At 67.7% G+C, this 25,311-nt stretch carries 19 protein-coding genes; 10 read left to right on the top strand and 9 right to left on the bottom strand.

The features are described 5' to 3' along the window. Positions 1 to 259: 259 nt before the first annotated feature. The 8 genes from FEK34_RS11760 to FEK34_RS11720 all read right to left on the bottom strand — a co-directional run bounded on the left by FEK34_RS11760 (position 260) and on the right by FEK34_RS11720 (position 9,985). Positions 260 to 976, bottom strand: a complete 717-nt coding sequence (locus FEK34_RS11760; RefSeq protein ID WP_138447867.1) for a sterol desaturase family protein — start codon at positions 974 to 976, stop codon at positions 260 to 262. Positions 977 to 996: 20 nt separating this feature from the next. After that, a complete protein-coding gene (locus FEK34_RS30745; protein ID WP_249359014.1) occupies positions 997 to 1,953 on the bottom strand; it encodes a FadR/GntR family transcriptional regulator in 957 nt (318 codons plus the stop codon). Between the two features lie 98 nt (positions 1,954 to 2,051). Further along, on the bottom strand, positions 2,052 to 2,720 hold the full coding sequence (locus FEK34_RS11745; protein WP_249359012.1) for a hypothetical protein: 669 nt from the start codon (positions 2,718 to 2,720) through the stop codon (positions 2,052 to 2,054). Beyond that, positions 2,717 to 4,396, bottom strand: coding sequence for an ABC transporter family substrate-binding protein (locus FEK34_RS11740; protein ID WP_138447866.1), 1,680 nt, complete (start codon positions 4,394 to 4,396; stop codon positions 2,717 to 2,719). Before FEK34_RS11740 ends, FEK34_RS11745 begins: the two co-directional genes overlap by 4 nt. 47 nt (positions 4,397 to 4,443) lie before the next feature. Next, entirely contained in the window at positions 4,444 to 6,120 is a 1,677-nt protein-coding gene (locus FEK34_RS11735) for an ABC transporter family substrate-binding protein (protein ID WP_138447865.1), read from the bottom strand. Between the two features lie 10 nt (positions 6,121 to 6,130). Then, on the bottom strand, positions 6,131 to 8,014 hold the full coding sequence (locus FEK34_RS11730; protein WP_138447864.1) for an ABC transporter ATP-binding protein: 1,884 nt from the start codon (positions 8,012 to 8,014) through the stop codon (positions 6,131 to 6,133). A 73-nt stretch (positions 8,015 to 8,087) separates the two neighbouring features. Then, positions 8,088 to 9,011 carry an ABC transporter permease gene (locus FEK34_RS11725; RefSeq protein ID WP_138447863.1) on the bottom strand — a complete coding sequence of 308 codons (924 nt, stop codon included), beginning with the start codon at positions 9,009 to 9,011 and terminating at the stop codon, positions 8,088 to 8,090. Continuing rightward, on the bottom strand, positions 9,008 to 9,985 hold the full coding sequence (locus FEK34_RS11720; protein WP_138447862.1) for an ABC transporter permease: 978 nt from the start codon (positions 9,983 to 9,985) through the stop codon (positions 9,008 to 9,010). Before FEK34_RS11720 ends, FEK34_RS11725 begins: the two co-directional genes overlap by 4 nt. A 172-nt stretch (positions 9,986 to 10,157) precedes the next feature. On the opposite strand from FEK34_RS11720, the gene FEK34_RS11715 reads away from it, so the two are divergent. Next, positions 10,158 to 10,997 carry an HAD family hydrolase gene (locus FEK34_RS11715; protein WP_138447861.1) on the top strand — a complete coding sequence of 280 codons (840 nt, stop codon included), beginning with the start codon at positions 10,158 to 10,160 and terminating at the stop codon, positions 10,995 to 10,997. A gap of 448 nt (positions 10,998 to 11,445) precedes the next feature. Here FEK34_RS11715 and FEK34_RS11710 read toward each other — a convergent pair whose 3' ends face one another. Beyond that, positions 11,446 to 13,698 (bottom strand): N-acetylmuramoyl-L-alanine amidase, encoded by a 2,253-nt coding sequence (locus tag FEK34_RS11710; protein WP_138447860.1) that lies wholly within the window; start codon positions 13,696 to 13,698, stop codon positions 11,446 to 11,448. 217 nt (positions 13,699 to 13,915) lie between these two features. Here FEK34_RS11710 and FEK34_RS11705 point away from each other — a divergent pair, with 217 nt between their 5' ends. The 9 genes from FEK34_RS11705 (at position 13,916) to zomB (ending at position 25,179) form a co-directional block, all read left to right on the top strand. Then, positions 13,916 to 15,601 carry a SpoIID/LytB domain-containing protein gene (locus FEK34_RS11705; RefSeq protein WP_249359009.1) on the top strand — a complete coding sequence of 562 codons (1,686 nt, stop codon included), beginning with the start codon at positions 13,916 to 13,918 and terminating at the stop codon, positions 15,599 to 15,601. 277 nt (positions 15,602 to 15,878) lie between these two features. Further along, positions 15,879 to 16,652 carry a MerR family transcriptional regulator gene (locus tag FEK34_RS11700; protein ID WP_138447859.1) on the top strand — a complete coding sequence of 258 codons (774 nt, stop codon included), beginning with the start codon at positions 15,879 to 15,881 and terminating at the stop codon, positions 16,650 to 16,652. Positions 16,653 to 16,795: 143 nt separating this feature from the next. After that, positions 16,796 to 17,449 (top strand): hypothetical protein, encoded by a 654-nt coding sequence (locus FEK34_RS11695; RefSeq protein WP_138447858.1) that lies wholly within the window; start codon positions 16,796 to 16,798, stop codon positions 17,447 to 17,449. Positions 17,450 to 17,784: 335 nt separating this feature from the next. Beyond that, a complete protein-coding gene (locus FEK34_RS11690) occupies positions 17,785 to 18,363 on the top strand; it encodes a hypothetical protein (RefSeq protein WP_138447857.1) in 579 nt (192 codons plus the stop codon). Between the two features lie 93 nt (positions 18,364 to 18,456). Continuing rightward, the gene (gene glf / locus FEK34_RS11685) at positions 18,457 to 19,686 is read left to right on the top strand and encodes a UDP-galactopyranose mutase (RefSeq protein ID WP_138447856.1); all 1,230 of its coding nucleotides are present in this window, start codon (positions 18,457 to 18,459) and stop codon (positions 19,684 to 19,686) included. Positions 19,687 to 19,727: 41 nt separating this feature from the next. Beyond that, positions 19,728 to 21,662 carry a glycosyltransferase gene (locus FEK34_RS11680; protein ID WP_138447855.1) on the top strand — a complete coding sequence of 645 codons (1,935 nt, stop codon included), beginning with the start codon at positions 19,728 to 19,730 and terminating at the stop codon, positions 21,660 to 21,662. Positions 21,663 to 21,667: 5 nt separating this feature from the next. Then, complete coding sequence (locus FEK34_RS11675; protein ID WP_249357818.1) at positions 21,668 to 22,279, top strand: phosphatase PAP2 family protein; 612 nt, start codon at positions 21,668 to 21,670, stop codon at positions 22,277 to 22,279. A gap of 19 nt (positions 22,280 to 22,298) precedes the next feature. After that, positions 22,299 to 23,231, top strand: a complete 933-nt coding sequence (locus FEK34_RS11670) for a decaprenyl-phosphate phosphoribosyltransferase (protein ID WP_138448127.1) — start codon at positions 22,299 to 22,301, stop codon at positions 23,229 to 23,231. A 4-nt stretch (positions 23,232 to 23,235) separates the two neighbouring features. Beyond that, a complete protein-coding gene (gene zomB, locus FEK34_RS11665) occupies positions 23,236 to 25,179 on the top strand; it encodes a flagellar motor control protein ZomB (protein ID WP_138448128.1) in 1,944 nt (647 codons plus the stop codon). Positions 25,180 to 25,311: the final 132 nt, after the last annotated feature.

Here is a 25,311-nt window from a genome sequence, read left to right as displayed (position 1 = left end):
CAAAAAATGCGCCGACACCAGAAGGGTGTCGGCGCATGAGGTATTCGAGGGAGGGTGCGTGTGATCCGGGCCGGCGGCTCGAACCGGCGGGCCGTGGGATTGCGCTGGCATACCCTCAGCTCGGTGACCGCCCTGGGTCGGGCCGGGCACGCGCGGGGCCGGGCTAGGACGCGGAATCGCGTTCGGCCGCCGTGCCGTCGGCTCCGCGATCAGTTGCCGGCCCGGATCGCACCGGGTCTCGACGCGGAGACCGCGGCGATCACGTCGCGTGCAGGCGGCGAGCGGTCGGCGAGGTCGGGGTGTTCGCCGGATCGGGCGCGGTGCCGAACAGCCGGTCGGCGGTGCCTGAACTGGTGACGGTGAACCAGTAGTGCTCGTTCTTGTAGTGGTGGTGGCGGTGGTTGCGCCAAATAGCCCGGTAGGGCGAATGTTTCGGCTTGTAGTCGGTGTGGATGAGGTAATGGACCCACTCGTAGGTGAGGCCGAGTGCGGTGATGGTGAGCAGGAACGTCAGGCCGAGACCCAGGCGCGGGAATGCCAGCACCGCAAGGGCGACAAGCGCCACGACCAGCACGGTCAGCGTTTTCGTCGGGATGAAGATCAGCGGGATGTCGCGCGGATCCACATGATGCTCACGGTGTTTGCGGGCCAGCTCGCTGTCGATCGGGATCGGGCCGAGTTTGCGTGGGCGCCAATGCAGTACGGTGACGTGCACGACCCATTCGAAGATCGGGAACACCGCGAGCATGAGCGCGGGCACCAGTGCGTCGGTCGGCTGCCAGTCGCCGACGATGATTCGCCCGGTCAGCGCCGCGAGCAAAGTGATGCCGATCAACCAGGGCGAGGGGTGCCGGACGAACTCGCGGGCCGCCGCCCCGAGGGTGAGCCCGCGGCGCAGCGCTCGCTCGTCGCGGCGGACCTTCGCGCGCGCGGTGGCGTCGATCGATGCCGATTCTGAGGGTTGAGCTGTGGTCATGATGATTCCCGGAGTAGTACTCATGGTCCGTCGAGGACGCTGATCAGAGCGGTGGTCGCCGGCTCGAGCAGCGCTCGCGCCCGTTCGGCGGCCTCCTGCGGCCTGCCCGCCACCACGGCGTCGGCCAGTTCCCGATACCCCGCCACATTGCCCACCTCGGCGGACATGACGGGGGCGAGTGCCGCGAGCGCAGGCTCATACGCGGCCCGCAGCATGTTGTTCATCAGCCGGAACACGATCGAATCGGCCGCGTCGACGATGTGATCCCAGAACTCCAACGCGATCCGCTGCTGCGCGATCGGATCCGTTTCGGCGGCGGCGATCGAATCCACCAGGTGCGACAGGGTTTTCGCAAGTCCGGTAGGCGTCTGCGCCGACTCACCGTCCAGCCCCGCATTCGGCAGCTTCGTGGTCGCGGCCGGCCACGCGAGATCGGGCCGATCCGCAGCCTTGGCGGTCACCGCGGAATCCGGCGCGGCCGCCGAAGTCGCGGGTTGTGCAGAGGGCGATTCGGGCGCGGCCGCCGGGCCGGCATCAGGCATCGAACGCGGCGAGGAGGCCGGGTCAGCGGCCGCTGTCCACACGTTCACCTCGCTACGGGTAGCGGCGACCCTGGCAGCCGCGAGCTCCGCCACCTTCGGCCCGTTGTGCAGCCGCGCCTCCAGAATGCTGCGCGCCACCGCCGGATCCAGCGCACCCGCCCGCACCAGCAGCCGAGGCAACACCTCCAACCCGGCCCCCCGCCGATAATCCAGCACCGTCGTCGCATCCCCCTGCCGCACCGCCACCAGCCCCGCCGCGGACAACCGCTGCAACGCTTCCCGCACCGCGGGCCGCGACACCCCAAGCCGCTCGGCCAACTGCCGCTCACTCGGCAACGCCGTCCCCGGCGCCAACTCCCCACTCAGCACATCATCGGCGATCTGCTCGAACACATCCGCCGACACCGACCGCTTCACCACCGGTTGCAACGCCATACTCCCACTCTGCGCCCAACAGGTCAGGAGGTCAAGTGGTCAGACCAATTCGGCCTGGCCCGGCCGGCACCGCCTGGCCACGCGAACTTCGCTCGACGTCAGCTCGGGTCGGAGCCCCGGATGGCCGACATCCAGGTCGCGGTGACGGCAGCGACGCACGTTGCGGCCGCGAAGGCGGGGATGCCGCCGCCGTCGATGTAGATCCAGAACAGGCCGGCGAAGGGGGCCGCGACTACGGATTGGGCGTCCAGGAGCAGGCGGCGCAGGGGGGATGCCGCGGCTCGGGCCTGGATGGCGGCGTCCGGGTCGGGGCGGGACGGGTTGTCGATCAGGCGGCCCGGTGGTTCGGTGTCGCGTACCCGCCCGGACGGGTACAGCCGGACCTCGCCCACCCGGATCGACCGCTCACCCAGCTCAGCGGTCGACTCGGTCAACGTGATCAGCGATGGATCGAAATACACCGGCAGCCACCGAGTCCTGCGCCCCTGGGTGAACTCCAGCCACGACCGGCTCACCAGCCGATGCTGCTGTCGCACCCGCTTCACCGCCAACCGCTCCTGCGCCCCCACCCCGCTCCCGAGCCACCCCAGCGCACGCGCAACCCGCACCCCCGAATACCCCACGATCCCCACCGCCACCGCCGCGAGCGCGCTGAGCTGGTCCACATCGGCGAACGGCGCCCACGCGGTGATGACCGCGAGGGCGCCGAACGTGACGGTGAGCGGATAGGCCAGGGGGTGTTCGGTCCGGCCTGATCCGGGAATCACTTCAGGAAGCCAATTTTCGTGTAGTCGAGGGACGCAAGACCGGCAGCTCCGAAATTGGCGAGATCTGCCCGCACGCCGACATTGCCTGCCGACTGGAACAGCGGAATCGAGTGCCCTTCCTGCCAGATCTGCTGGTCGACCTGGTTGGCCAGCTCGATTGCCTTGTTCGGATCCAGCTCGGAGATGGTCTGCTCGATCAATGCGTTCAGTTCGGGCGAGCCGATGCGGCCGTAATTGCCTTGCAGATCGTCCGGGTTGTACGCGTAGATCTGGTTGAGGCTGCCGAAGGGGAACGGATCGCCGACCCATACCCAGAACGCGACGTCGAAATCGCCGGGCTGGATGACATCGGTGAAGTAGCCGCGACCCGGTTTGGTCTCGATATTCAACTTCACGCCGATCTGGGCGAGGTTCTGCTGCATGATCTGTGCGATCTGCACCCAGGTGTCGTCGTTGTACATGATGTTCCGGATTTCGAGCTTGCGCCCGTCCTTTTCCCGGACATCACCATTGAGCTTCCACCCGAGTTCATCGAGCTCACGTGCCGCCGCCTCGGGATCGAACGGCAGACTGTTGTCCTGGTAGCCCTTCTGGCCCTGCAAGTAGATGTGGTTGTTGAGCGGCTTCGGGTCCTCCACCAGTCCGTTCTGTACGGCTGTCACGATGCCCTGGCGGTCTATGCCCTTGGCGATCGCCACCCGCAGTTTCGGATCTTCGAGGATCGAACCCGCCGCGCCGTTGAAGGTCATATGGGACCAGCTGTTGCCGGGCGCGCGTCGAATCACGACACCGGGCGTATTCCGTGCGGTCTCCATATCATCGCGGGTAGCCAAGCCGACCGCGTCGAGTTCATTGTTCGCCAGTGCGGGCACGAGCGCCGAGCTGTCGAGTACCGAGAAGGTGATGTTGTCGAGGACCGGCTTGTCGCCCCACCATTTCGGGTTGTGCCCCAGAACGATCCGGCCCTGACCGCGATCGGTGGACTGCACCATGAACGGGCCGGCGGTCACCTTGATCTCGTCGACGAGGCTGTTGTTGAACGCCTCGGGCGTCGCGGTGACCGATTTCGGGAACAAGAACGAATTGCCGGCGAACTGGCCGCGCCAATCGGCGTAGTGCCTGTTGAAGGTGATGATCGCTTGGCGGTCGTCGACGCCGCGTTCGACCTTCTCCACTCGGTCGAACCCGTTGGTGCTCGCGATCAGGAACGACTTGTCCCTGCCACTCAGAGCATTGGCTTGCGAGCCGATGTCTTCCCAGGTGATGGGGGTGCCGTCGGACCAGACCGCCTTGGGATTGATGGTGTAGACGACCGTCTGCGGGTCGGTTTTGGTCAGCTGGATGTCGGTGAAGTAATCGGTATTGATCGACACCTCACCGGCGGCGTCGATCTTGTAGGCCCGCGGCATCATCGGGCGTTCGATGGCGGCGATGTCGTTCTCATTGCCGTCATTGGACAGCGCGTTCCAGTTCGCCGGATAGGCGCTGACCGACAACCGCAGGTTGCCGCCGGGGCGTAGGTCGCTCACATCGTGGGGATTGATGTCGTTGGTCGTGCCGACCTCTGCGACGGCGCCCTCGGGGGCATCGCTGTCATCGGATGCGCATCCCGCCGCGATGAGGCTGAACGCGAGCAGTGGAACCGCGACTCGTCTGCGCAGCGACCGATTCCTCATGATCTGACCTTCCTGCTCGATCGTGCGTGCTCCGAATGAACGTGCCCTCATTTCAAGAACCCGATCTTCGTGTAGTCATAGGACGCGAGCCCGGGAGCCCCGTAGTTGGCGAGGTCCGCGCGGACCGCGACGTTACCCGCCGACTGCACCAGCGGAAGGGAGAAACCGATCTCGAACAGCTTGCGATCGATCTCGTTGGCGATATCGATCGCCTTCTTCGGATCGAGTTCGGCCAGCGCCTTGTCGATGAGGTCGTTGATTTCCGGCGAACCGATGCGCCCGTAATTGCCCTGCATATCGTTGGGGTCGTAGCGGTAGACCTGCGGCAGATTCTTCAGCGCGAAGACGTCGCTGGACCACACCCATTGCCCGGCGTCGAAATCGCCTTGCTGGAACACATCGGTGAACAGGCCTTGCCCGGGCCGCGTGTCGATGATCAGCTCGACACCGATCTGCGCGAGGTTCTGCTGGATTATCTGTGCGATCTGCACCCAGCTCTGTGCGTTGTACATGACATCGCGGATGGTGAGCCGCCGGCCGTCCTTTTCCCGGAACTCACCGTTGAGCTTCCAACCCAAAGCGTCCAGTTCTCGTGCCGCGGCTTCCGGATCGAACGGCAGGCTGTTGTCCTGATAGCCCGTCTGCCCTTGGACGTAGACGTGGTTGTTGAGTGGTTCGGGATTCGCCACGAGACCGTTCTGCATGGCGACGGCAATACCCTTGCGGTCGATAGCCTTCGATATCGCGACCCGCACCCGCGGGTCTTCCAGAATCGAGCCCGGCGCGCCATTGAAGGTCAGATGCGACCAGCTGTTGCCCGGCGCACGCCGGATTTCCACGCCGGGAGTGCTCTGTGCGGTACGCATATCGTCGATACCGGCGATACCGACCGCGTCGATCTCGTTGTTCTGCAAGGCCGGGATCACCGCCTCACTCGCCAGCACGGTAAAGGTGATGGTGTCGAGTTTGGGGGTGTCGCCCCACCATTTCGGATTACGGCCGAGCACGACACGGCCCTGCGCCTTGTCCACGGACTGGATGATGAACGGGCCCGCGGAAAGACCGAGACCCTCGAGCTGACTCTTGTTGAACGCTTCGGGCGTGCTGGTCACCGAGGCGGGCAACAGGAACGCCTCACCCGCGAACTGGCCCTGCCAATCGGCGTAATGCTCCTTGAAGGTGATGATCGCCTGGCGATCGTCGACACCGCGCTCCACCTTCTCGACCCGGTCGAAACCGAAGGTCATCTTGATCAGGTATTCGGGGTTCGCCCCGCTCAGTGCCGCGGCCTGAGAGCGAATATCCTCCCAGGTGATCGGCGTCCCGTCGGACCAGACGGCCTCGGGGTTGATGGTGTAGACGACCCGCTGCGGATCGGTGTCGGTGAGTTCGACACTGGTGAAGTAGTCGGTATTGACCGACAGCTCACCCGAAGCGCTGGTGTGGAACGCGCGGGGCATCATCGGACGTTCGACCGCGCTGACTTCGCCGTCGGAGTCGATATGCAGCGCGTTCCACTGCTCGGGAAACGAACTCAACGCCAGCCGCAGATTTCCACCCTCTCGCAGCTCGGAGACGTCGCGCGGGTTGATGTCGTTGGAGGTGCCGAGCGCGGCGACGTCGGCACCGGGCGCCGGATCATCCGAACTCGAACATCCGGACAGGACCAGACCGGTCGCGACGGCCGCGATGGCCACACGTATACCGAGCGAGTGGATCCGCACGGCAAACCTCCTATCGGTTCACGACGGGTTCGGGCACCGCGTCGATCAGTGACCGGGTGTACTCGTGTTCAGGGTTGCCGAAGATCTGTTCCGCCGGTCCGGATTCGACGATCTTGCCTCGATACATGACCGCGATGTCGTGGGCCAGGTTGCGCACCACCGACAGGTCGTGGGAGACGAACAGGTAGGACAGGCCGTGTTCGGCTTGCAGGTCGCGGAGCAGGTTGAGGACGCCGGCCTGGATGGAGACGTCGAGGGAGGAGACGGGTTCGTCGAGGACGAGCAGTTCCGGGTCCAGGGCGAGGGCGCGGGCGATGCTGATGCGTTGTTTCTGGCCGCCGGAGAAGTCGGCGGGGTAGCGGTCGGCGTGTTCGGGGCGCAGGCCGACCTGTTCGAGCAGTTGCGGTACCCGGCGGGCGATTTCGGCGCGCGGGCGGCCGTCGATGCGCAGCGGTTCGGCGACGGCGTCGTGGATGGGCAGGCGCGGGTCGAGGGAGGCGGTGGGGTCCTGGAAGACGATCTGCATCTTGCGGCGGATCTCGCGTTTGCGGGCCTTGGTCAGGGTCGCGACGTCGTTGCCGAGGATTTCGATGCGGCCGGCTTCGGGACGCACCAGATCCAGGATCTGGGTGAGGGTGGTGGATTTGCCGGAACCGGATTCGCCGACCAGCGCCAGGGTGCGGCCCTTGCGGACCTCGAAGCTGATGCCGTCGACGGCGCGAACTTCGCCCTTGCGCCGGCGGAACACCACACCCGAGGTGATCGGGAAGGTTTTCACCAGGTCGGTCACCCGCAGCACCACGTCGGGTTCGGTGTCGGCGACCTGCTCCGGTTCGGTGATCTCGCTGCGATAGGCCTCGAACAGCTCCGCCGAACTCACTTCCGAGGTGCGGATACAGGCCGCGGAATGTCCTGGGCCGGTGGGTTCCAGCGGTGGTTCGGCGGCGCGGCAGTCGTCGATGGCGATCGGGCAGCGCGGGGCGAACGAGCAGCCTGGCGGGAGCGCGTGCATGGCGGGCGGGGCGCCGACGATGGGGATCAGCGGGGCCCGCGCGGGACCGTCCATGCGGGGGATGGAGCCGAGCAGGCCCACCGTGTACGGCATTCGCGGGGTGGTGAAAAGCTCTGTGGTAGCGGCGGTTTCGACGATCTTGCCCGCGTACATGACCGCGACGCGGTCGGCGAGGGTGGCGGCGATCCCCATGTCGTGGGTGATCATGATGACGCCGGCGCCGGTGATATCGCGGGCCTTGCGCAGCAGATTCAGGATCTGCTTCTGCACGGTGACGTCGAGCGCGGTGGTCGGTTCGTCGCAGATGATCAGCGCCGGATCGTTGGCGATCGCCATCGCGATCACCACCCGCTGGCGCATACCGCCGGAGAATTCGTGCGGGAACGCCTTCGCGCGCACTTCCGGATCGGGAATGCCCACCAGATCGAGCAGTTCGACGGCCCGTTTCGCGGCGTCGGCCTTGGTCATGGCGCCGTGCGCGAGCAGCGCCTCGGCGATCTGATCGCCCACCCGGTACACCGGCGTCAACGCCGAGAGCGGATCCTGGAAGACCATGCTGATGGAACTGCCGCGCAGCTTGGACAGTTGTTTGTCGCCGAGTCCGAGCAGTTCACGCCCGCGCAGCCGGATCGAACCGTTGATCCTGGCCTGCTCGGGCAGCAGGCCCATCACCGCCAGCGACGACACCGACTTTCCCGAACCGGATTCGCCGACGATCGCGAGCACCTCGCGGTCGTTGACGGTGTAGTCGACCCCGCGCACGGCCTCGACGCGGCCCTCTTCACTGGGGAAGGAGACCCGCAGGTCGGTCACTTCGAGCAGCGGTGCGGTGGCGGACTTCTCCGGCGGAGTCTGCTCGACGGTCGTGGTATCGCTACTCATGCTGCGTCCTCTTCGGCATGATCGAGGGCCACTGCGTGGTTACGCAGGCTGCCTCCTCCGTGGCCTGACTCGCTCATGCCTTCGCCTTCGCCTTCCGCGACCGGGCCCGCTTGGCGCTCGGATCGAATGCGTCGCGCAGCCCGTCACCCACCAGATTCGCGCACAACACCGTGATGATCAGCAGCCCACCGGCGAACAGGAACAGCCACGGGTAGGTCAGCGCCGACTTGGTACCCGAGGCGATCAGCGAGCCGAGCGAGACATCCGGCGGCTGCACACCGAAGCCGAGGAAGCTGAGCCCGGTCTCGGCCATGATCGAGGCGCCGACGGTGAGCGTGGTGTCGATGATCAGGATCGAGGCGATGTTCGGCACGATATGGCTGAGGATCACCGTCCGGGTGGGTGCGCCCATATAGCGTGCGGCCCGGACGAATTCGCGTTCGCGCAGGCTCAACGTCAGCCCGCGCACGATCCGCGCGGAGATCATCCAGCCGAACAGCGCCAGCAGCAGGATCAGCAGCAGAATCGAGCCGCTGCCCTTGGTGCGCGGGGCGAACAGGGCGATGATGATGAAGCTCGGCACCACCAGCAGCAGGTCGACGAACCACATGATGGCCCGGTCGGTCCAGCCGCCGAGCAGCCCCGCGACGGTACCGGCCAGCGCGGCGATGGTGGTGGAGATGATGGCCACACAGAACCCGATGATCAGCGATTTCTGGAGTCCGCGCAGAGTCTGCGCGAGCACGTCCTGACCGATCTGGGTGGTGCCGAACGGATGGTCCGGGCTCGGCGGTTTCAGCAGCGCGGTGTAATCGAGCTGCTGGTAGTCGTAGGGCAGGAACGGCGGAAGCGCGAAGCTGACGATGAACAGCAGCACCAGGATGATCGCGCCGGCCACCGCGGGCTTGTTGCGCAGGAAACGGCGCCATACCAGCTTGCGTCGTCCGGAAGCGGCGACCTCGGGGGCGCCCTGGACGATGATCTCGGCTTCGGTCAACTCACACGCACCCTGGGATCGAGAATCGCGTACACGATGTCGGACAACAACCCCGACACCAGCACCACCAGACCCGCGAACGCCGTCACCGTGACCACGACGTACAGGTCCTGGGCATTGATCGAATCGACCAGCCATTCACCCACGCCGTGCCAGCCGAAGATCTTCTCGGTGAAGGTGGCGCCGGTGATGAGGCCGCCGAGGCTGTAGGCGAACAGCGTCGCCATCGGGATCAGCGCGGTGCGCAGGCCGTGTTTGTAGAGGGCCTTGCTGCGGGTCAGGCCCTTGGCGCGGGCGGTGCGGATGAAATCGCTTTGCAGCACGTCGAGCATGGCGTTGCGCTGGTAGCGGCTGTAGCCGGCCATACCGCCGAGGGCCAGCGTCAGCGTCGGCAGCACCAGATGCTGGAGCCGGTCCACCAGCTGCGCACCGAACCCTTCGATCGTGCTCGCCGAGGTTTCGCCGGTATAGAGGAAGATCTGCTGCCCGGTCATCGAGTTGATCTCCAGCGCACCGTATTTCAACAGTGTCGCGAGCAGGAAGACCGGAGTGGACAGGATCAGCAGCGACACGATCGTGGTGAAGTAGTCGCTGAATTTGTATTGCCGGATCGCGCCGGCGGCGCCGATCAGCACGCCGAGCACGGTGCCGACGATCGAACCGATGATCAGCAGCCGCAGCGAGACCCCCACGCGGCGCGGCAATTCCTCGCTCACCGGCTGCCCGGCGAGGGTGGTGCCGAAATCTCCTTGCGGGATGCCCTTGATCCAGGTGAGATAGCGCTGCGGGATCGGCTCGTCCAGGTGCAGTTCCTCGGCCTTGGCATCGATCACCGATTGCGGCGGCCGCGGATTGCGCTGTTCCAGGCTGTCGAGCGGGCGAAAGGTCAGTGACGCGAGGCTGAACGTCAGGAATGAGGCCAGCAGCAACAGCACGACATAGTTGAGCGCACGTCGTAGCAAAAAGCCGGTCATCGGTCCCCTCGAGTCCAGGTGTAGCCCCCGATCATAGGGAGCCACCGGCCACCGCGCGCGCTCGACGGGCAACCAGCGTGTTCATCTCTCGGCAAACTCGAATTCCCGGGCCCCGGCAACTCGTCGGCGTGCCGGGTGGGCGGCGCGGCGGCGCGCGCGGAAAGACAGCACAATGGAATGGGTGACCCGTGTGCAGCTGCCGAAGCCGGAACTCGTCGCCTCCGATGTGGACGGCACCCTCATCGACCCCGAGGAGCGGGTGACCGCGCGCACCAAAGCCGCGGTCGGCGCCGTGGTCGCCGACGGTGTGCCGTTCGTGCTGGCGACCGGTCGTCCGCCGCGCTGGATCCGCCCGGTGGTGGACGGGCTCGGCTTCGCGCCGCTGTGCGTCTGCGGAAACGGCGCGGTGATCTACGACAGCGCCGCCGATCGGGTGCTCACCAGCTGGACCCTGGACATCGAGACCCTGGCCTGGATCGCCGACCTGGCCGAAGACGCCCTACCCGGCTGCGGTCTCGCGGCCGAGCGGGTGGGTGCCAGCGCCCACGACGCGGTCACGCCGCAATTCGTCAGCTCACCCGAATACGAACACGCCTGGCTCAATCCGGACGACACCGCCGTCGCCCGGCACGAGGTGATCGATTCACCGGCGATCAAGATGCTGATCCGGCTGCCCGGCGCCCGCAGCGGCGACATGCTCGCCGCGCTCGCCCCGCTGGTCGGCGATCGCGCCGATATCACCTACTCCACCGACCACGGCCTGATCGAGCTGTCCGCGCCGGGCGTCACCAAGGCCTCCGGCCTGGTCACGATCGCCGAACGCCTCGGCGTGGACCCGGCCGCCGCCATCGCCTTCGGCGATATGCCCAACGACATCCCGATGCTCACCCTCGCCGGCCGCGGCGTCGCCATGGCCAACGCCCACCCCGACGCCCTCGCCGCGGCGAACGAGGTGACCACCACCAATGCCGAGGACGGGGTGGCGCGGGTACTGGAGCGGTGGTGGGTGTGAGCGTCGTTCGCACGCTCGGCCGCGGGGCAGAGCGTCCGGTGCAGCACGCCGACGACGAGGGTGTGCGCCGGATTGCCGGTGAGGCGCGACGAACATTGCTCCGCCACGGATGACCCGAAGGGTGGGCGTCGCCGTCGGCGCGGCGGAGGAGATCACGCCGGTGGTGTCGCTCATCGCGGTCGCTGCGCCGGGCCGGTCTCGCGGCCGTGTTCGCGAACCCTGCCGTCGGCTGACCGGTGACGAGTCCGGGAGCCCACGACACCAGGACAGCCCGCGCCAGTGGGGCGATGTGAACGCCTGGGCTCCGGCGACCGGTTGACGCAACGAACCCCGGTTCCGCCTCGCCCTGTACTGCTCGGAACAGTCGGGCGGAGGCGGCGCCGGGGTTCGGTGTGTGTGCTGGTCAATCATCGTCCAGCGCCGGTCCCGCCAATGCTGCGTGAGTCGGCTACGGGGCTGGGACCGGCGTTTCCGGAGCGGGACCGGGCGGGGCCGGAGCTGCTTCCGGAGCCGGGGCTTCGGGTCCAGGCGCTGCCTCGGGCGCGGTTGCGGGGACCGGTGCTTGCGCGTCCGCCGCAGCGGGAGCCGGTATCTGCGCATCCGCGGGAGCCGGGGCCGGACCCTCTGCCGGTGCTTGCGGGGCCGCCGGTGCCTGCCCGTCAGCCGGGGCCGGCGCCGGTGCTTGCGGCGCTGCGGGAACCTGCCCGTCGCCCGGAGCGGGCGACCCGGGAGCCGGGGCCGACACCTGATCCGGGCGGTTCATTTCCTCCTGATACGTGTCGTTGTAGGTCTTCCACACCGTGGTGACGATGCCGGTGACCTGGTTCAGGATCAGCGAACCGTACTGGAAGTCCTCGCGCAGGCCGTCGGGGACGGGGTAGGCGTTGTCCAGCGGCAGGCCGAGCACGCCCGCGTCGGCGCCGAGTTCGAGGAAGCGGTCGAGGATCTTGCCGACGACCTCGATGGCCTGCCCGTCCGGCGTCGAATACACGTATCCGTTGACGAACTTGGCATACTGCTGGCCCTGCGCGGCGGGCAGCGGCTCGGAGGCGGCCTGGCCGAGCGGGCCGTCCGGTCCGCCCTTCGACGCCCAGTACTTGGCGATGATGTTGTCGTTGACCATCGTCAGCAGCTTGGCCGTCAGGTTGGCCAGTGCGGCCACATCCGACTGCACCTGCCGTGACGGCGGCGTGCTGCCCGACGCGCCGGGCGCGCCCGCGGCGATATCGCGGATGCGGTCCATCTGTTCGTAGGCGGCGTCGCCCGGGCAGCTGGTGTTGCCGACGTCGCGGTGGGCGAACACGATCGGCAGCCGCACCTCCTCACCCTGCGCGTACGGGGTGAACTCGGTGCCCTCGGAGTACATGGTGGTGTAGCCCTTCGGGTCGAGCCCGGCGATCTTGGTGCGCCAGCCGACGAACCGCCCGACCGCGTTCAGCATGGGGGTGGACGGGGTCTCGGACTCGTAGTTGCCCATCATCGCGACACCGGAGGTGTTCTCGTTGAAGCCGCCCGCGTGCGCGCCCTGCACCGGCTTGTCGAGCCCGCCGAAACGGCCCTCGAAGATCTGGCCGTACTTGTCGACCAGGGCGTGGTAGCCGATGTCGCACCAGCCGAGGGTCTGGGCGTGATAGGTGTAGATCGCGCGGACGATGCCCGCCGATTCGGCCTTGCTGTAGTCGTTGCGGCCCGCGGTGTGGTGCACCGTGACGCCGCCGAGGCCGTCGTCGTAGGTGGGGGAATCGCAGCGGATGGATTCGTCGGCGCCCCACTGGTTCCGGGTGATCACCGTCGGCCCGCCGCCGGGCAGCGCGGCGGCGACGTCGTTGAGCGCGCCGTCGATGGCGCCGCGACCCGGATCGATCAGCACCGCTTTGAGTTCGGGCTGCGGCTGGTCGACGGGCGCGGCGGCAGGCGTCGGCTGGATCGGGGCGCCGTGATCCTGCGGTGCGGCGGCCGGTGCGGGTTTGCGCGTCACCAGGACCTGCACGGCGGTGGTGTTGCCGACGTAGATGGGCTCGGTACCTTCGGTGCCGGTCGGCGCGGCATTGTCGGCGGCGCCGGTGTCGATCGGCTCGGTCTCGTACCAGGGGCCCCAGGTGCCGTCGGGCTGTTTGGCCCGGATCATCGCCTTGGTGTTCAGCAGGTCCTCGGCGGTGAGGGCGACGACGCTGAACGGCGTGTCGCGGGAAAGTTCTTTGACTTGCGCGCCGACCTCCGTCATCAGTTCCGGCGGCACCGCGCCAGGGGCGAGGGCGGGGGTGTTCGGGTCCGCGCCGAGTGCGGGATCGGCGATGAATTGCGCGCCGGTCGGCATGCGTCCCGGGACGGTCTGGATCTGCGGCGCCGAAGGTTGTCCCGCGTCGAATTGGGGTAAGGGAATTTCGCTGGGTAATTGGATGCCGGGCGGTAGCGGAAGGCCGGGCGGCACCGGAACCGAGGCAGGCAGCGGAATCTTGCGCAGATCGGAAAGCCGCAGGTCGGGCAGGTTCAAACCGGTCAATTCGCGCAGCGGCAGCACGATATCGGGCGCGGAATTCAATACCACTTCGGCCAGCTGCGCGGGGACGGCGGCGAGCTGGGATTCGTTGGCGGTGCGGTAGTCGGAATCACTGGGCACGAGGGCGGCCAGCGGGGCCGCTACCGCAAGTGTGGTGACAACCGGGAGCACGTAGGAACGTTTCGGTTTGCGGTAGGGCACGAGCTTCTCCCATCGGGTCGAACCAGTGATCCGAGTGCATCAGTGCTTGCGTCGAGATGTCCCAAGGATCACACTAGTCACAAATTTCACATCTCTAAACCTCTTGTTGAGGATTATGTGTGCTCGAATGTAGCTCTCGGATCGTGGCCGGTCTAAACGACATGCCGACAGGCGCTCCAACCCTGTCCGGTCCTTGGAAACCAAGGGGAGTGAACGGATGCCGCAACGACACGACAGCGCTCGCGCGGATTTCGCGCTACGCGCCAAGAACGCGCTGGCAGCGCCGCATTTACCGCAGTCGATGCGCAGGCGCCGGGGCAGGCGGAGCTCGTTGCTGGTCGTCGGCGCGACAGCCCTGGTCGTCGCCGGTCCATTGGTGCTGTGGACCGGCGACGATGTGTATAGACCGCTTGCCGGGCCGGGCCACGGCCGTGGCATGAGCCAGCACGGTGCGCTGCAGAGCGCCCAGGACGGCTGGACGGCCGAACGCATTCTCGGGCACTACTACCCGGGCGCCACCCTCGGCGCCGTCGGCCCGACCACCCTCGCGGTCCGGCTGATGGCACAGGACGATTCGACCCTGGACGCCTACGCCGAGGCCGGCGCGCGGGTGGCCGGCCGGATCATCGGCCCCGGCGAGGTCGCCCACCTCACCGCACTACCGGACGGCGGCGCGAACGTCGTGGTCACCACCGGTTGCGACGGCGAAGTGCTGTGGCAGACCTCGACCGCGGACCCCTGGATCTACCCCGTCGACCCCTCTCCCGGCCGTCCCGCCGCCGAACACCTGACCCTGTGCGGGGGCGGCGCGTACCGCGGTTCGCTGGGCGTGGCCAGCGAGGACGGCGCGGCGCGCACGGTCAACCGGGTCGATGTGGAGGACTATCTGCTCGGCGTCATCCCGGCCGAGGTGCAGGCCAACTGGGCCGACAAGGGCGCTGTCGAAGCCCTGCGCGCCCAGGCCATCGCGGCCCGTTCCTACGCCCTGGCCGAGACCCGCTACCCGTACGCGCAGACCTGCGACACCACCGACTGCCAGGTCTATCCCGGTACCGCCAAAGAAGATCCGCGCACCGCCGACGCCGTCGCCTCGACCGCGGGCATGGTGCTGCTGCGCGACGGGCACGTCTTGCGTTCGGAGTACTCCGCCGCGCCCGACGGCGGGCAGCCCGCCGATATCGAGACCTTCGAAGTCGGCCCGACGCCCGCCGAATTGAGCGTCGGCGCACCGCCGGCCGGTCCGGCGCCGCGCACCAGGACCTCCGATACCGAATCCCCGATCGAGGCCGAATACGCCCGGATCGGGGGTGCGCAGAGTTCGGTGGGCGAGCCCATCGGGCCGGAGATGATCCTGCCGGAGAACGCCGGGCTATACCGGCTCTACAGCAATGGCGTCATCATCTACACGCCCACGCTCGGCGCGCAGGTCGTGGACTTCACGACCTTGCTCGAGCTGGTTCCCGACCTGGCCGACTCGGCGCCGGGCAGCGCCGAGCCCGAGGCGGCGGGCTCGCCGGACGGCAGTGCTGTTCCCGGCGGTTCGGCGACCGAGCCCGGAGCGGCCGTAGAAGGACAGGGCGCGCCCGGAACCCCCGCCGCGCCCGGATCGCCCGCCGCGCCCGGATCGCCCGCCGCACCGGGGGCTCCGGCCGGGTCGGCGCCGGGCGCAGCGCCAGGTGACCCGGCGGCTCCGGGAACGCCGGGCGGGCCGACTCCCGGAACTCCTGCCGCTCCTGGTGATCCGGCGGGTGCTTCGCCGCCGTCCGGCGAATCCGCGCCCGAAGTGCAACGAACCCCGGCCGCGGCAACACCGGAGATCCAACCGCCCGGGGCGGCGGTGTGGTCGGAGCTGCCGACCGAAGCCGATGTGTTCGGCACACCCCGAGCTCCAGGTGCCGCCTGACGGTTCTCGCTTGTGCGGGGCGGGCGCCCGGGTTGTCGCGTGCCGGGGACGCCTGTCCTGAGCGTCGAGCGCGGGTCCGTGCTCGATGGACCCGTGAGCGCACGATGTGCTGCCGTTCGGTTCCCCCGCGGCCGGGCGGTGCCCATCGGGTCGGCGAGTCCCGGCAGTGCTCGACGCTTCGGCCTGCCCTGAAAGGCGCCCGCAATTCGGCTTGACCTTGACGTAACGTCAACTTGCATGCTGATTGCACCGCCTCGACAGGGAAGGAGCTCAGGTCATGGTCGCGGGCACCCGGACCGGTGAATGGTCCATCCAGGATCTGGCCAAGGCAGCCGGTACCACCAGCCGCACGCTGCGCCATTACGGCGAGCTGGGGCTGTTGCCGCCGAGCCGGATCGGGACCAACGGGTACCGCTACTACGACCAGGACTCCCTCGTGCGGTTGCAACGCATCCTGCTGCTGCGAGATCTCGGCCTCGGCCTACCGGTCATCGCCGACGTGCTCGCGGGCGAACAGGACACCACCGCTGCACTGCACACGCATCTGGAACTGCTTCGGCAGGAACAGGATCGGATCCGGCGTCGGATCGAGTCGGTGAACTCCACGCTGCGCAAACTAGAAAGAGGTGAAAAGCTCGTGGCAGCAGAAGTTTTCGACGGGTTCGACCACACCCAGTACAAGGACGAGGTCATCGAGCGGTGGGGCAAGCAGGCCTACGAGAGCGGTGACCGGTGGTGGCGCTCGCTGAGCGAGGCCGACAAGCAGGGCTTCCTGCAGACCCAGCTCGATATCGCCGCCGATTTCGGCCGGGCCAAGTCGGCCGGTCTGGATGCCGGAAGCGATGAGGTGCAGGCCATCACCCAGCGCCACTACGAGTGGGTGTCCGGCGGCTACCAGGGCAAGCGCCCCGGCGCCGATCATTTCGCCGGACTCGGCGAGATGTACGTCGCCGACCCGCGTTTCGGCCAGAACTACGACCGGCACGGCGAGGGCACGGCCGAGTTCGTCCGTGACGCCATGCGGATCTACGCCGACCGCAACCTCCGCTAGATAGGGGCGGCCGGATCAGGCCCGACGCCCCGCTGTTTCGACGACGCCCGCACGGGGAACCTCCCGCGTGCGGGCGTCTTCGGCTCGCTCGCTGTCGGGACCGCACGGTAGAGTTCCGGCGACATCGAGAGGGGGGAAGTCCCATGAGTTATCCCTATGGTCACCCGGGTCAGGGTCGGCCCGGTTACCCAGCGCCGCCGCACGGTTACGGGCCGCCGCCCGGTTATGGCGCGCCGCCCGCGTATGGGCAGCCGCCGGGTTACGGCTACCCGCCGCAGCCGCCGCAGCAACAGGCAAGCGGCGGAACGGGAATCACCGCGGGCATTCTCGCCATGATCTGCGGTGCGCTCTACGTCTGGGGCGTCATCCGGGCGGTGCAGCTGACCAACCAACTGGGCGCCCCGGTGGTGAGCGGTGCCCGCCGACGCGGCGGTGGCGGCAGCAGCTCCCGCAGCGACGTCGACATCGATTTCGATCTATCGCAGAACACCGCCGACATCATGTTGTGGCTGACCGGCCTCATCGCCTTCTTGATGCTGCTCGGCGGTCTCCTGCTGGTGTGCCGCACCAAGTTCGGCCGCGTCACCGTCATCATCGCCAGCGTGCTCGCCCTGATCAACATTGCCTGGGCGATCAGCATCATCGGCTCGATGGTCGGCCAGATGTTCCTCGACCTGGCCCTGGTGGTAGCCGTCCTCATCCTGGCCTCCCTCAGCGCCACCGGCCGCTGGATCCGCGCCCCCCGCACCCCAGCCGTCGCCGCAGCCCCGATGTACGGGCAGTACCCGTACCGGTAAGCGGGCCCGCTGATCTGGTCCGGCCCGCCGCCCGAGGCCCGGAGTGCGCATGTCCAGTGGACCTGGTGAATCGCCTCGAGGCCGCCGCGCAAGACCGTGGTGGCGCTCGGCGTAGTCACCGTGCCGTTGGAAGTAGTCATCCGCCGGACGCCGCTACCCGGCCGTGCCCGTATCGGCACCGGCCGGACCACGCGCGCAGTACCCGCCGTACATGTAGGGCAGCCGGTCTCGGTCGTCGCAGCCGCTCCCGCGTAGCCCGGAAACGACCGGGCGCGGATATGCGCACCCGCCGCCCGCTCACTGGTCTCTGCGCGAGCAACTATCCGAGGAGTTCGATGAGTCATCCGTCCGGTCATCCAGGACCGCATGGCGCGCCGCCGCATCAGTATCAGCCCGGGCATCACCCGGGATACCCGCCCGCGCCGCCCGGTGGATACACGGGTCCGCAAGTTGGGGGGCCGCTGACCACCGGGGCGCCGAACCGCAGCCTGGAGATCGCTGTCGGCTGCTTCGTCGTCTTCCTCGCAGTTCTGGCGGTGGTGGCAGGGCTGTGGCAGTTCCATGCGGCCGGGCAGCTGCCCGTCTCGCCGGATCCGCTGACCAGCAGGATGCGGCGGGAGTCGGCCGGGGAACTGCACACGCTCGGGACGACGTTCTGGCTGCTCGCGTCGATGGGCTTCATCGCAGGGTACCTGCTGCTGCGGGGGCAGGCCGAGGTCGGAATCACGCTGATGGCGCTGGTCGGATTCGGTGCGTTCGGCGGCGGCATGGTCGCGATGTCACTCGCGGTGATGAACGCCATGCCGATTTTCGCGATCACTTGCATCGGCATGGTGATCGCCGGGGTCGTCATGCTGTGGCTCACCGCTCGGCAGCTGTCGTCGGCCACCCGGATGCACCCTCCGCGCAGGTAACGACCACCTGAAACCGGTGGCAGCGGCCCTGGTCGGGGTGCACCCCGTGACTCGGCCCGGACCTCACGGCGAAGTCCGATACTCTGGGCTCCCGTGACCGTCGCATCGTCCCCCGGTAACTCCGCGTCCTCCGATTCCACCTTCGACCTGATCGTGGTCGGCTCCGGCTTCTTCGGGCTGACCGTTGCCGAACGCACCGCCACGCTGCTCGGTAAGCGGGTGCTGGTGCTCGACCGTCGCCACCACATCGGCGGTAACGCCTATTCGGAGCCGGATCCGCAGACCGGGATCGAGGTGCACAAGTACGGTGCGCACCTGTTCCACACCTCGAACAAGCGGGTCTGGGATTACGTCACCCAGTTCACCGAGTTCACCAACTACCAGCACCGCGTGTTCGCGATGCACAAGGGGCAGGCCTACCAGTTCCCGATGGGTCTGGGCCTGATCTCGCAGTTCTTCGGGCGCTACTTCACCCCGGACGAGGCGAAGGCGCTGATCGCCGAGCAGTCGGCCGAGATCGACACCGCCGACGCGCAGAACCTCGAGGAGAAGGCGATCTCGCTGATCGGGCGCCCCCTCTACGAGGCGTTCATCCGCGATTACACCGCCAAGCAGTGGCAGACCGACCCGAAGGAACTGCCCGCGGGCAATATCACCCGGCTGCCGGTGCGCTACACCTTCGACAACCGCTACTTCAACGACACCTACGAGGGCCTGCCCAAGGAGGGGTACACGAAGTGGCTGGAGAACATGGCCGCCTCCGACCTGATCGAGGTGCGGCTGAACACCGACTGGTTCGACGTGCGTGATCAGATCCGCGCCGAGAACCCGGACGCGCCGGTCGTCTACACCGGCCCGCTGGACCGCTACTTCGACTACGCCGAGGGCGAGCTGGGCTGGCGCACCATCGACTTCGAGACCGAGGTCCTGCCCACCGGCGACTACCAGGGCACTTCGGTGATGAACTACAACGACGCGGACGTGCCCTACACCCGCATCATCGAGCCGCGCCACTTCCATCCCGAGCGCGACTACCCGGAGGACAAGACCGTCATCATGCGCGAGTTCTCCCGCTTCGCGCAGACCGGCGACGAGCCGTACTACCCGATCAACACGCCGGAGGACCGCGCCAAGCTGCTGGCCTACCGCGAGCGCGCCAAGAACGAAACCGCAACGGCCAAGGTGCTTTTCGGTGGTCGTCTGGGCACCTACCAGTACCTGGACATGCATATGGCCATCGGTAGCGCGCTGAGCATGTTCGACAATGTGCTCAGGCCGCATCTGGAATCGGGCGCGCCGCTGGCCGACAGCGAGCAGGCGTAGGTGCGCAGGCCCCGAATCCACGCCGCGACCACAGGGAACGAATGACCTCGCAACCGATTCTGGAAGAGATGACGACGGAGACCCGAGCAAAGGCGCTGCTGCAACGCATCATCCTGCCGCGCCCGGGTGAACCGCTGGACGTGCGGACCCTCTACCTGGAGGAATCGCCCACCAACGCCCGGCGCGCGCACGCACCGACCCGCACCTCGCTGTCGGTGGGCGCGGAGTCTGAGGTGTCGTTCTGCACCTACTTCAACGCGCTGCCCGCCAGCTATTGGCGCCGGTGGAGCATCCTGAGCTCGGTGGTGTTGCGGCTGGAGCTGGCCGGGCATGGCCGGGTCGACGTCTACCGGTCCAAGGCCGACGGTTCCCGCATCCACGTGCAGGGCCGTGAGTTCGCAGTGAATCCGGGCGCCGATTCGGTGTTCGTGGAGTTCGAGACCGAACTGGCGCCGTTCGAGGACGGCGGCTGGATCTGGTTCGACATCACCACCGACACCGCGGTCACCCTGCTGGCCGGTGGCTGGTACGCCCCGGTCGAGGCGCCGGGTGACGGCAGCATCGCGGTGGGCATGCCGACGTTCAACCGCCCGACGGATGCGGTGAAGACCCTCGAGGCGCTCGGCTCGGATCCGCTGGTGCTCGACCAGATGAAGGCCGTGATCATCCCCGATCAGGGCAACCGCAAGGTCGTCGACGAACCGGGCTTCGCCGAGGCCGCCGCGGTGCTCGGCGACCGGCTGGCCATCCACGATCAGCCCAACCTCGGCGGTTCCGGCGGCTACAGCCGGGTCATGTACGAGGCGCTGAAGACCACCGACGCCCAGTACATCGTCTACATGGACGACGACATCGAGATCGAGCCCGATTCGATCCTGCGCGCGCTGGCCTTCTCCCGGTTCGCGAAATCGCCGATCCTGGTCGGCGGGCAGATGCTCAACCTCCAGGAACGCTCGCATCTGCACACCATGGGTGAGGTCGTCGACCGCGGCATCTTCATGTGGACGGCCGCGCCGAACGTCGAATACGACCACGATTTCTCCAAGTACCCGCTGCGCGACCGGGACAATTCCAAGCTGCTGCACCGGCGCATCGACGTCGACTTCAACGGCTGGTGGACCTGCGTCATCCCGCGTCAGGTGGCCGAGGAGCTGGGTCAGCCGCTGCCGCTGTTCCTGAAATGGGATGACGTCGAGTACGGCCTGCGGGCCCGCGCGGCCGGCTATCCGACGGTCACCCTGCCGGGTGCGGCCGTATGGCATATGGCGTGGAGCGATAAGGACGACGCCATCGACTGGCAGGCGTACTTCCATCTGCGCAACCGCCTGGTGGTCGCCGCGCTGCATCTGCCGGGCGACGGCAAGCCGATGGTCGTGAACACGATCAAGGCCACCCTCAAGCATCTGCTCTGCCTCGAGTACTCCACGGTCGCGATCCAGAACGAGGCGATCCGCGACTTCCTCGCCGGGCCCGAGGGCCTGTTCGATCTGCTGCCGAGTGCGCTGGGCAAGGTGCACGCGATGCGCAAGGAGTACCCGGACGCTGTGGTGCTGCCGTCGTCGACGGAGCTGCCGATGGCCAGCCATCACAGCGTCGGCGCGGTCGGCGAGCCGGGCAATCCGCTGGCCAAGGTGGCGCGCCTGGCCAAGGGTGTGGTGCACAACTTCCGCAAGGTCGACCCGGCCAACCACGACACCCCGCAGCTGAACGTGCCGACACTGGACGCCCGCTGGTTCCTGCTCTCACAGGTCGACGGCGTCACCGTGACCACGGCCGACGGCCGCGGCGTCGTCTACCGCAAGCGCGATCCGCGCAAGGCGGCCGAGCTGCTCAAGGAAGCGCTGCGGCTGCGCAAGGAACTCACCGCCCGTTTCCCGGAGATGCAGCAGCGCTACCGGGCCGCCCATGCCGAGCTGACCAGTGCGGCCGCATGGGAGAAGACCTTCGGCGTCAGTCAGAACGGAACCGAGAAGTGAACGCGATGAACCCGAGCCTGCCCCTGGTCGACCCGGCCGACGAGGGCTGCGGCGGCGCCTGCGCGTGCAGCGGCGAATACGTCGAGGTCCCGCGCGAGGTCGCGATCATCAACGCCGTGCAGGGCACCATCGGCGCCAACCCGGCCGTCGTCTCCGCGGCCCGCGCGATGTCGCACTTCGGTGAGCACGCGCTCGGCTGGGTCGGCATCGCCGCCGCCGGCTGGCTGGTCGACAAGCCGCGCCGCAGGCAGTGGGCCGGGGTGGCGGTCGGCGCGGTCGGCGCGCACGCGGCCTCGATCGTGATCAAGCGGGTGGTCCGGCGTCCGCGCCCGAACGATCCGTCGGTGCAGGTCAACGTGTCGACGCCGAGCAAGCTCAGCTTCCCGTCCTCGCATGCGACCTCCACCGCCGCCGCTGCGGTGTTGCTCGGCAGATTGACCGGGCTACCCTTGCCTGCGGTGCTCGTCCCGCCGATGGTGCTGTCCCGGGTCGTGCTCGGGGTGCATTACCCCTCGGACGTGCTCGCCGGTTCCGCGCTCGGTGCGGCGTCGGCTGCCGCGCTGCTCGGGACCGAGAAGCGGTTGGCTTCGCGACGGGCGCGTAAACATGACCACTGAAGAAAAGGCCTTGGTTGAGATGAGTGAAGAGCCGACCGGCGCCGATCTGGCCGAAGCCGTCGTCAAGGGCCCGCCCAAGACTCTGGCCGGTGGCCTGATCAAGGCGGTCCGGCCCCGGCAGTGGGTCAAGAACGTCCTGGTGCTGGCCGCGCCGCTGGCCGCCGGCCCCGACGTGCTCGGCGACGCCTCGGTGCTCGCCCATGTCGCGATCGCGTTCGTGGTGTTCTGCATGGCGGCCTCGGGCATCTACCTGGTCAACGACTCGATGGACGTCGAGGCCGACCGCGCCCACCCGACCAAGCGCTACCGGCCGATCGCGGCCGGTGTGGTGCCGGTGAACCTGGCCTACCTGCTGGCGGTGGTGCTGCTGGCCGGTTCGATCCTCGGTTCGCTGCTGGCCTCCTGGCAGCTCGCGGTCGTGATGGCGGTCTACATCGGCATCCAGCTCGCCTACTGCTTCGGTCTCAAGCATCAGGCCGTGCTCGACATCTGCATCGTGTCCTCGGGCTTCCTGCTGCGCGCCGTCGCCGGTGGTGCGGCCGCCGATATCGAACTGTCGCAGTGGTTCCTGCTGATCATGGCCTTCGGTTCGCTGTTCATGGCGGCGGGCAAGCGCTATGCCGAATTGCAGATCGCGCTGGGTACCGGCGCCAAGATCCGCAAGTCGCTCGAGTACTACACGCCCACCTATCTGCGTTTCATCTGGACGCTGGCCGCGACCGCGGTCGTGGTGTTCTACGGCCTGTGGGCCTTCGAGCAGGGCGAAGCCAATAACACGAACTGGTACGCCATCTCGATGGTTCCGTTTACCATCGCAATCCTGCGGTACGCGGTCGACGTCGATGGCGGCGAGGCCGGCGAACCCGAAGAGATCGCGCTGGGGGACCGGGTCCTCCAGTTCCTCGCAATCGCCTGGATCGGAGCGGTAGGTGTCGCTGTCTATCTCACCTGACGAGATGCTGGTAGCGGGAGCGGAGGGAACCGAATACGCGGACCGGGCGGCTGCCGAGGAGCAGACCGCCCCGGCTTCGCGTATCGCCCGACTATCCCGGGCCACATTCGTCGGTGGGGTGGCGCTGACCGCCGCACTGTTCGCGATCGGTGGCTGGCAACGCCGCTGGATCGCCGACGACGGCCTGATCGTGCTGCGCACCGTGCGCAATCTGCTCGCGGGCAACGGCCCGGTGTTCAATGCGGGCGAGCGGGTCGAAACCAACACCAGCACCGCATGGACCTACATCGTCTGGTTCTTCAGCTGGCTCACGCAGGCGCGCCTGGAGTACGTGGTGCTCGGCGTCGCGCTGACGCTGTCGGTGCTGGCGATCGTGTTCGCCATGCTGGGCTCGGCGCGGCTGTGGGGCGGATCGTCGTCGGCGCTGCTGCTGCCGGCGGGCGCGCTGGTCTATATCGCGGTGCCGCCTGCTCGTGACTACGTGACCTCCGGTTTGGAGAGCGGTCTGGTCATCTGCTGGCTCGGCCTGCTGTTCTGGCTGATGGTGCGGTGGAGTCAGGCCGAACGGGTGCGGGTGCCCGGCCTGCTCGGACTGGTGTTCCTCGCCGGGTTGGCGCCGCTGATCCGTCCGGAGATGACGCTGGTCGGCGGCCTGGCGCTGCTGATGATCTTCCTGGCGCCGATGCCCGCCGGGCGGCTGCGTCCGGGCGTGCTGCGGCTGATCATCGTCGCGGTGGCCGGGCTGCTGCCGCTGGGCTACCAGATCTGGCGGATGGGCTATTACGGTCTGCCGTACCCGAATACGGCCGTGGCCAAGGATGCCGGCGGTGCGAAATGGGAGCAGGGTTTCACCTACCTGTGGGATCTGGTCGGGCCGTACTTCCTGTGGGTTCCGCTGTTGATCCTGCTCATCGCCGGGATCGTCGCGGCGCGCGCCGGACGGGCCGGCGCCGAGCAGGCCGAGCACTCCGATGAGCCACGGGCCCGCTGGACGCTCCGGTTCCGGCGGTGGCTGCGTTCGCCGAGTGCCGTCGTCGCGTTGATGCTCGGCAGCGGCGTCATCCTGACCATCTACGCGCTGCGTGTCGGCGGCGACTTCATGCACGGCCGGATGCTGCTGTCGCAACTGTTCTGCCTGCTCGCCCCGGTCATGGTGCTGCCGGTGCGGTTGCCCGAAGCCGGATTCCGGTCGATCTCGGCGCGCAGCGGCGCGTTCGTGCTGACCTCGCTGGCGCTGGTCGGCACGGTGGTGTGGTCGCTGCTGGCCATGGGGACCACCGCGATCACCACCGGCACCAAGATCAGCTCGTCCGGCATCGTCGACGAGCGCGTCTACTACGTGCTCAATACCGGCCACGACCATCCGATCCTGGCCGAGGACTACCTCGACTACGCCCGGATGCGGCCGATGGTCAACGACATCATGGCCAACCCCAACGGCGGGCTGCTGCTGAATTCGCCGTCGTTCATGTTCTGGTACGTCGCGCCGCCGCCGCAGCCCATCCCCGAGGGCGGCGCAGGCCATACCGTCTACTTCCTGAACCTGGGCATGACCAGCATGAACGTCCCGCTGGACGTGCGGGTGATCGACCCGATGGGCCTGGCCTACCCGCTGGCCGCGCACACCGAACGGCTCGAGGACGGCCGCATCGGCCACGACAAGAGCCTGTTCCCGGACTGGGTGATCGTCGATACCGGCATGGTGGACCAGAAACCGTGGATGCCCTGGTACCTGGACGAGAAGTGGGTGACCCAGGCGCGGGTGGCGATGTCGTGCCCGCAGACCCACGCCCTGCTGCTGTCCTACCGCGACGAGCTGACATGGGATCGGTTCAAGCACAACCTCCGCAACGCGCTGAACTTCGCGAAGTACCGTATCGAGCGGGTGCCCAAGTACGAGATCCAGCGTTGCGGGTTGGTCGATCCCTACCCGCAGCCACCGCGCTAGCGCGTTATCGACACGCCGGAAACAAAGCGGCGTGCCTCACTTTGTCTCGTTTTGATAACGCCCTGGCATAGGTCACGGGTTAGGCTGCCGTGGTACCCCGCCGTGTCCTGCCCGAAACGTGGGCCGGGGCAC

This window comes from Nocardia cyriacigeorgica, assembly GCF_005863245.1.
GTDB lineage: Bacteria > Actinomycetota > Actinomycetes > Mycobacteriales > Mycobacteriaceae > Nocardia > Nocardia cyriacigeorgica_C.
Note: the sequence above shows the minus strand (reverse complement) of the source record. Positions and strands in the feature narration are given on the sequence as shown.

What these genes read in the sequence shown, in the direction of transcription:
- FEK34_RS11760 (WP_138447867.1), bottom strand. Translation starts at nt 976, where the DNA reads ATGACCACAGCTCAACCCTCAGAATCGGCATCGATCGACGCCACCGCG.
- FEK34_RS30745 (WP_249359014.1), bottom strand. Translation starts at nt 1,953, where the DNA reads ATGGCGTTGCAACCGGTGGTGAAGCGGTCGGTGTCGGCGGATGTGTTC.
- FEK34_RS11740 (WP_138447866.1), bottom strand. Translation starts at nt 4,396, where the DNA reads ATGAGGAATCGGTCGCTGCGCAGACGAGTCGCGGTTCCACTGCTCGCG.
- FEK34_RS11730 (WP_138447864.1), bottom strand. Translation starts at nt 8,014, where the DNA reads ATGAGTAGCGATACCACGACCGTCGAGCAGACTCCGCCGGAGAAGTCC.
- FEK34_RS11720 (WP_138447862.1), bottom strand. Translation starts at nt 9,985, where the DNA reads ATGACCGGCTTTTTGCTACGACGTGCGCTCAACTATGTCGTGCTGTTG.
- FEK34_RS11715 (WP_138447861.1), top strand. Translation starts at nt 10,158, where the DNA reads ATGGAATGGGTGACCCGTGTGCAGCTGCCGAAGCCGGAACTCGTCGCC.
- FEK34_RS11705 (WP_249359009.1), top strand. Translation starts at nt 13,916, where the DNA reads ATGCCGCAACGACACGACAGCGCTCGCGCGGATTTCGCGCTACGCGCC.
- FEK34_RS11700 (WP_138447859.1), top strand. Translation starts at nt 15,879, where the DNA reads ATGGTCGCGGGCACCCGGACCGGTGAATGGTCCATCCAGGATCTGGCC.
- FEK34_RS11695 (WP_138447858.1), top strand. Translation starts at nt 16,796, where the DNA reads ATGAGTTATCCCTATGGTCACCCGGGTCAGGGTCGGCCCGGTTACCCA.
- FEK34_RS11690 (WP_138447857.1), top strand. Translation starts at nt 17,785, where the DNA reads ATGAGTCATCCGTCCGGTCATCCAGGACCGCATGGCGCGCCGCCGCAT.
- FEK34_RS11680 (WP_138447855.1), top strand. Translation starts at nt 19,728, where the DNA reads ATGACCTCGCAACCGATTCTGGAAGAGATGACGACGGAGACCCGAGCA.
- FEK34_RS11675 (WP_249357818.1), top strand. Translation starts at nt 21,668, where the DNA reads ATGAACCCGAGCCTGCCCCTGGTCGACCCGGCCGACGAGGGCTGCGGC.
- FEK34_RS11670 (WP_138448127.1), top strand. Translation starts at nt 22,299, where the DNA reads ATGAGTGAAGAGCCGACCGGCGCCGATCTGGCCGAAGCCGTCGTCAAG.
- zomB (WP_138448128.1), top strand. Translation starts at nt 23,236, where the DNA reads ATGCTGGTAGCGGGAGCGGAGGGAACCGAATACGCGGACCGGGCGGCT.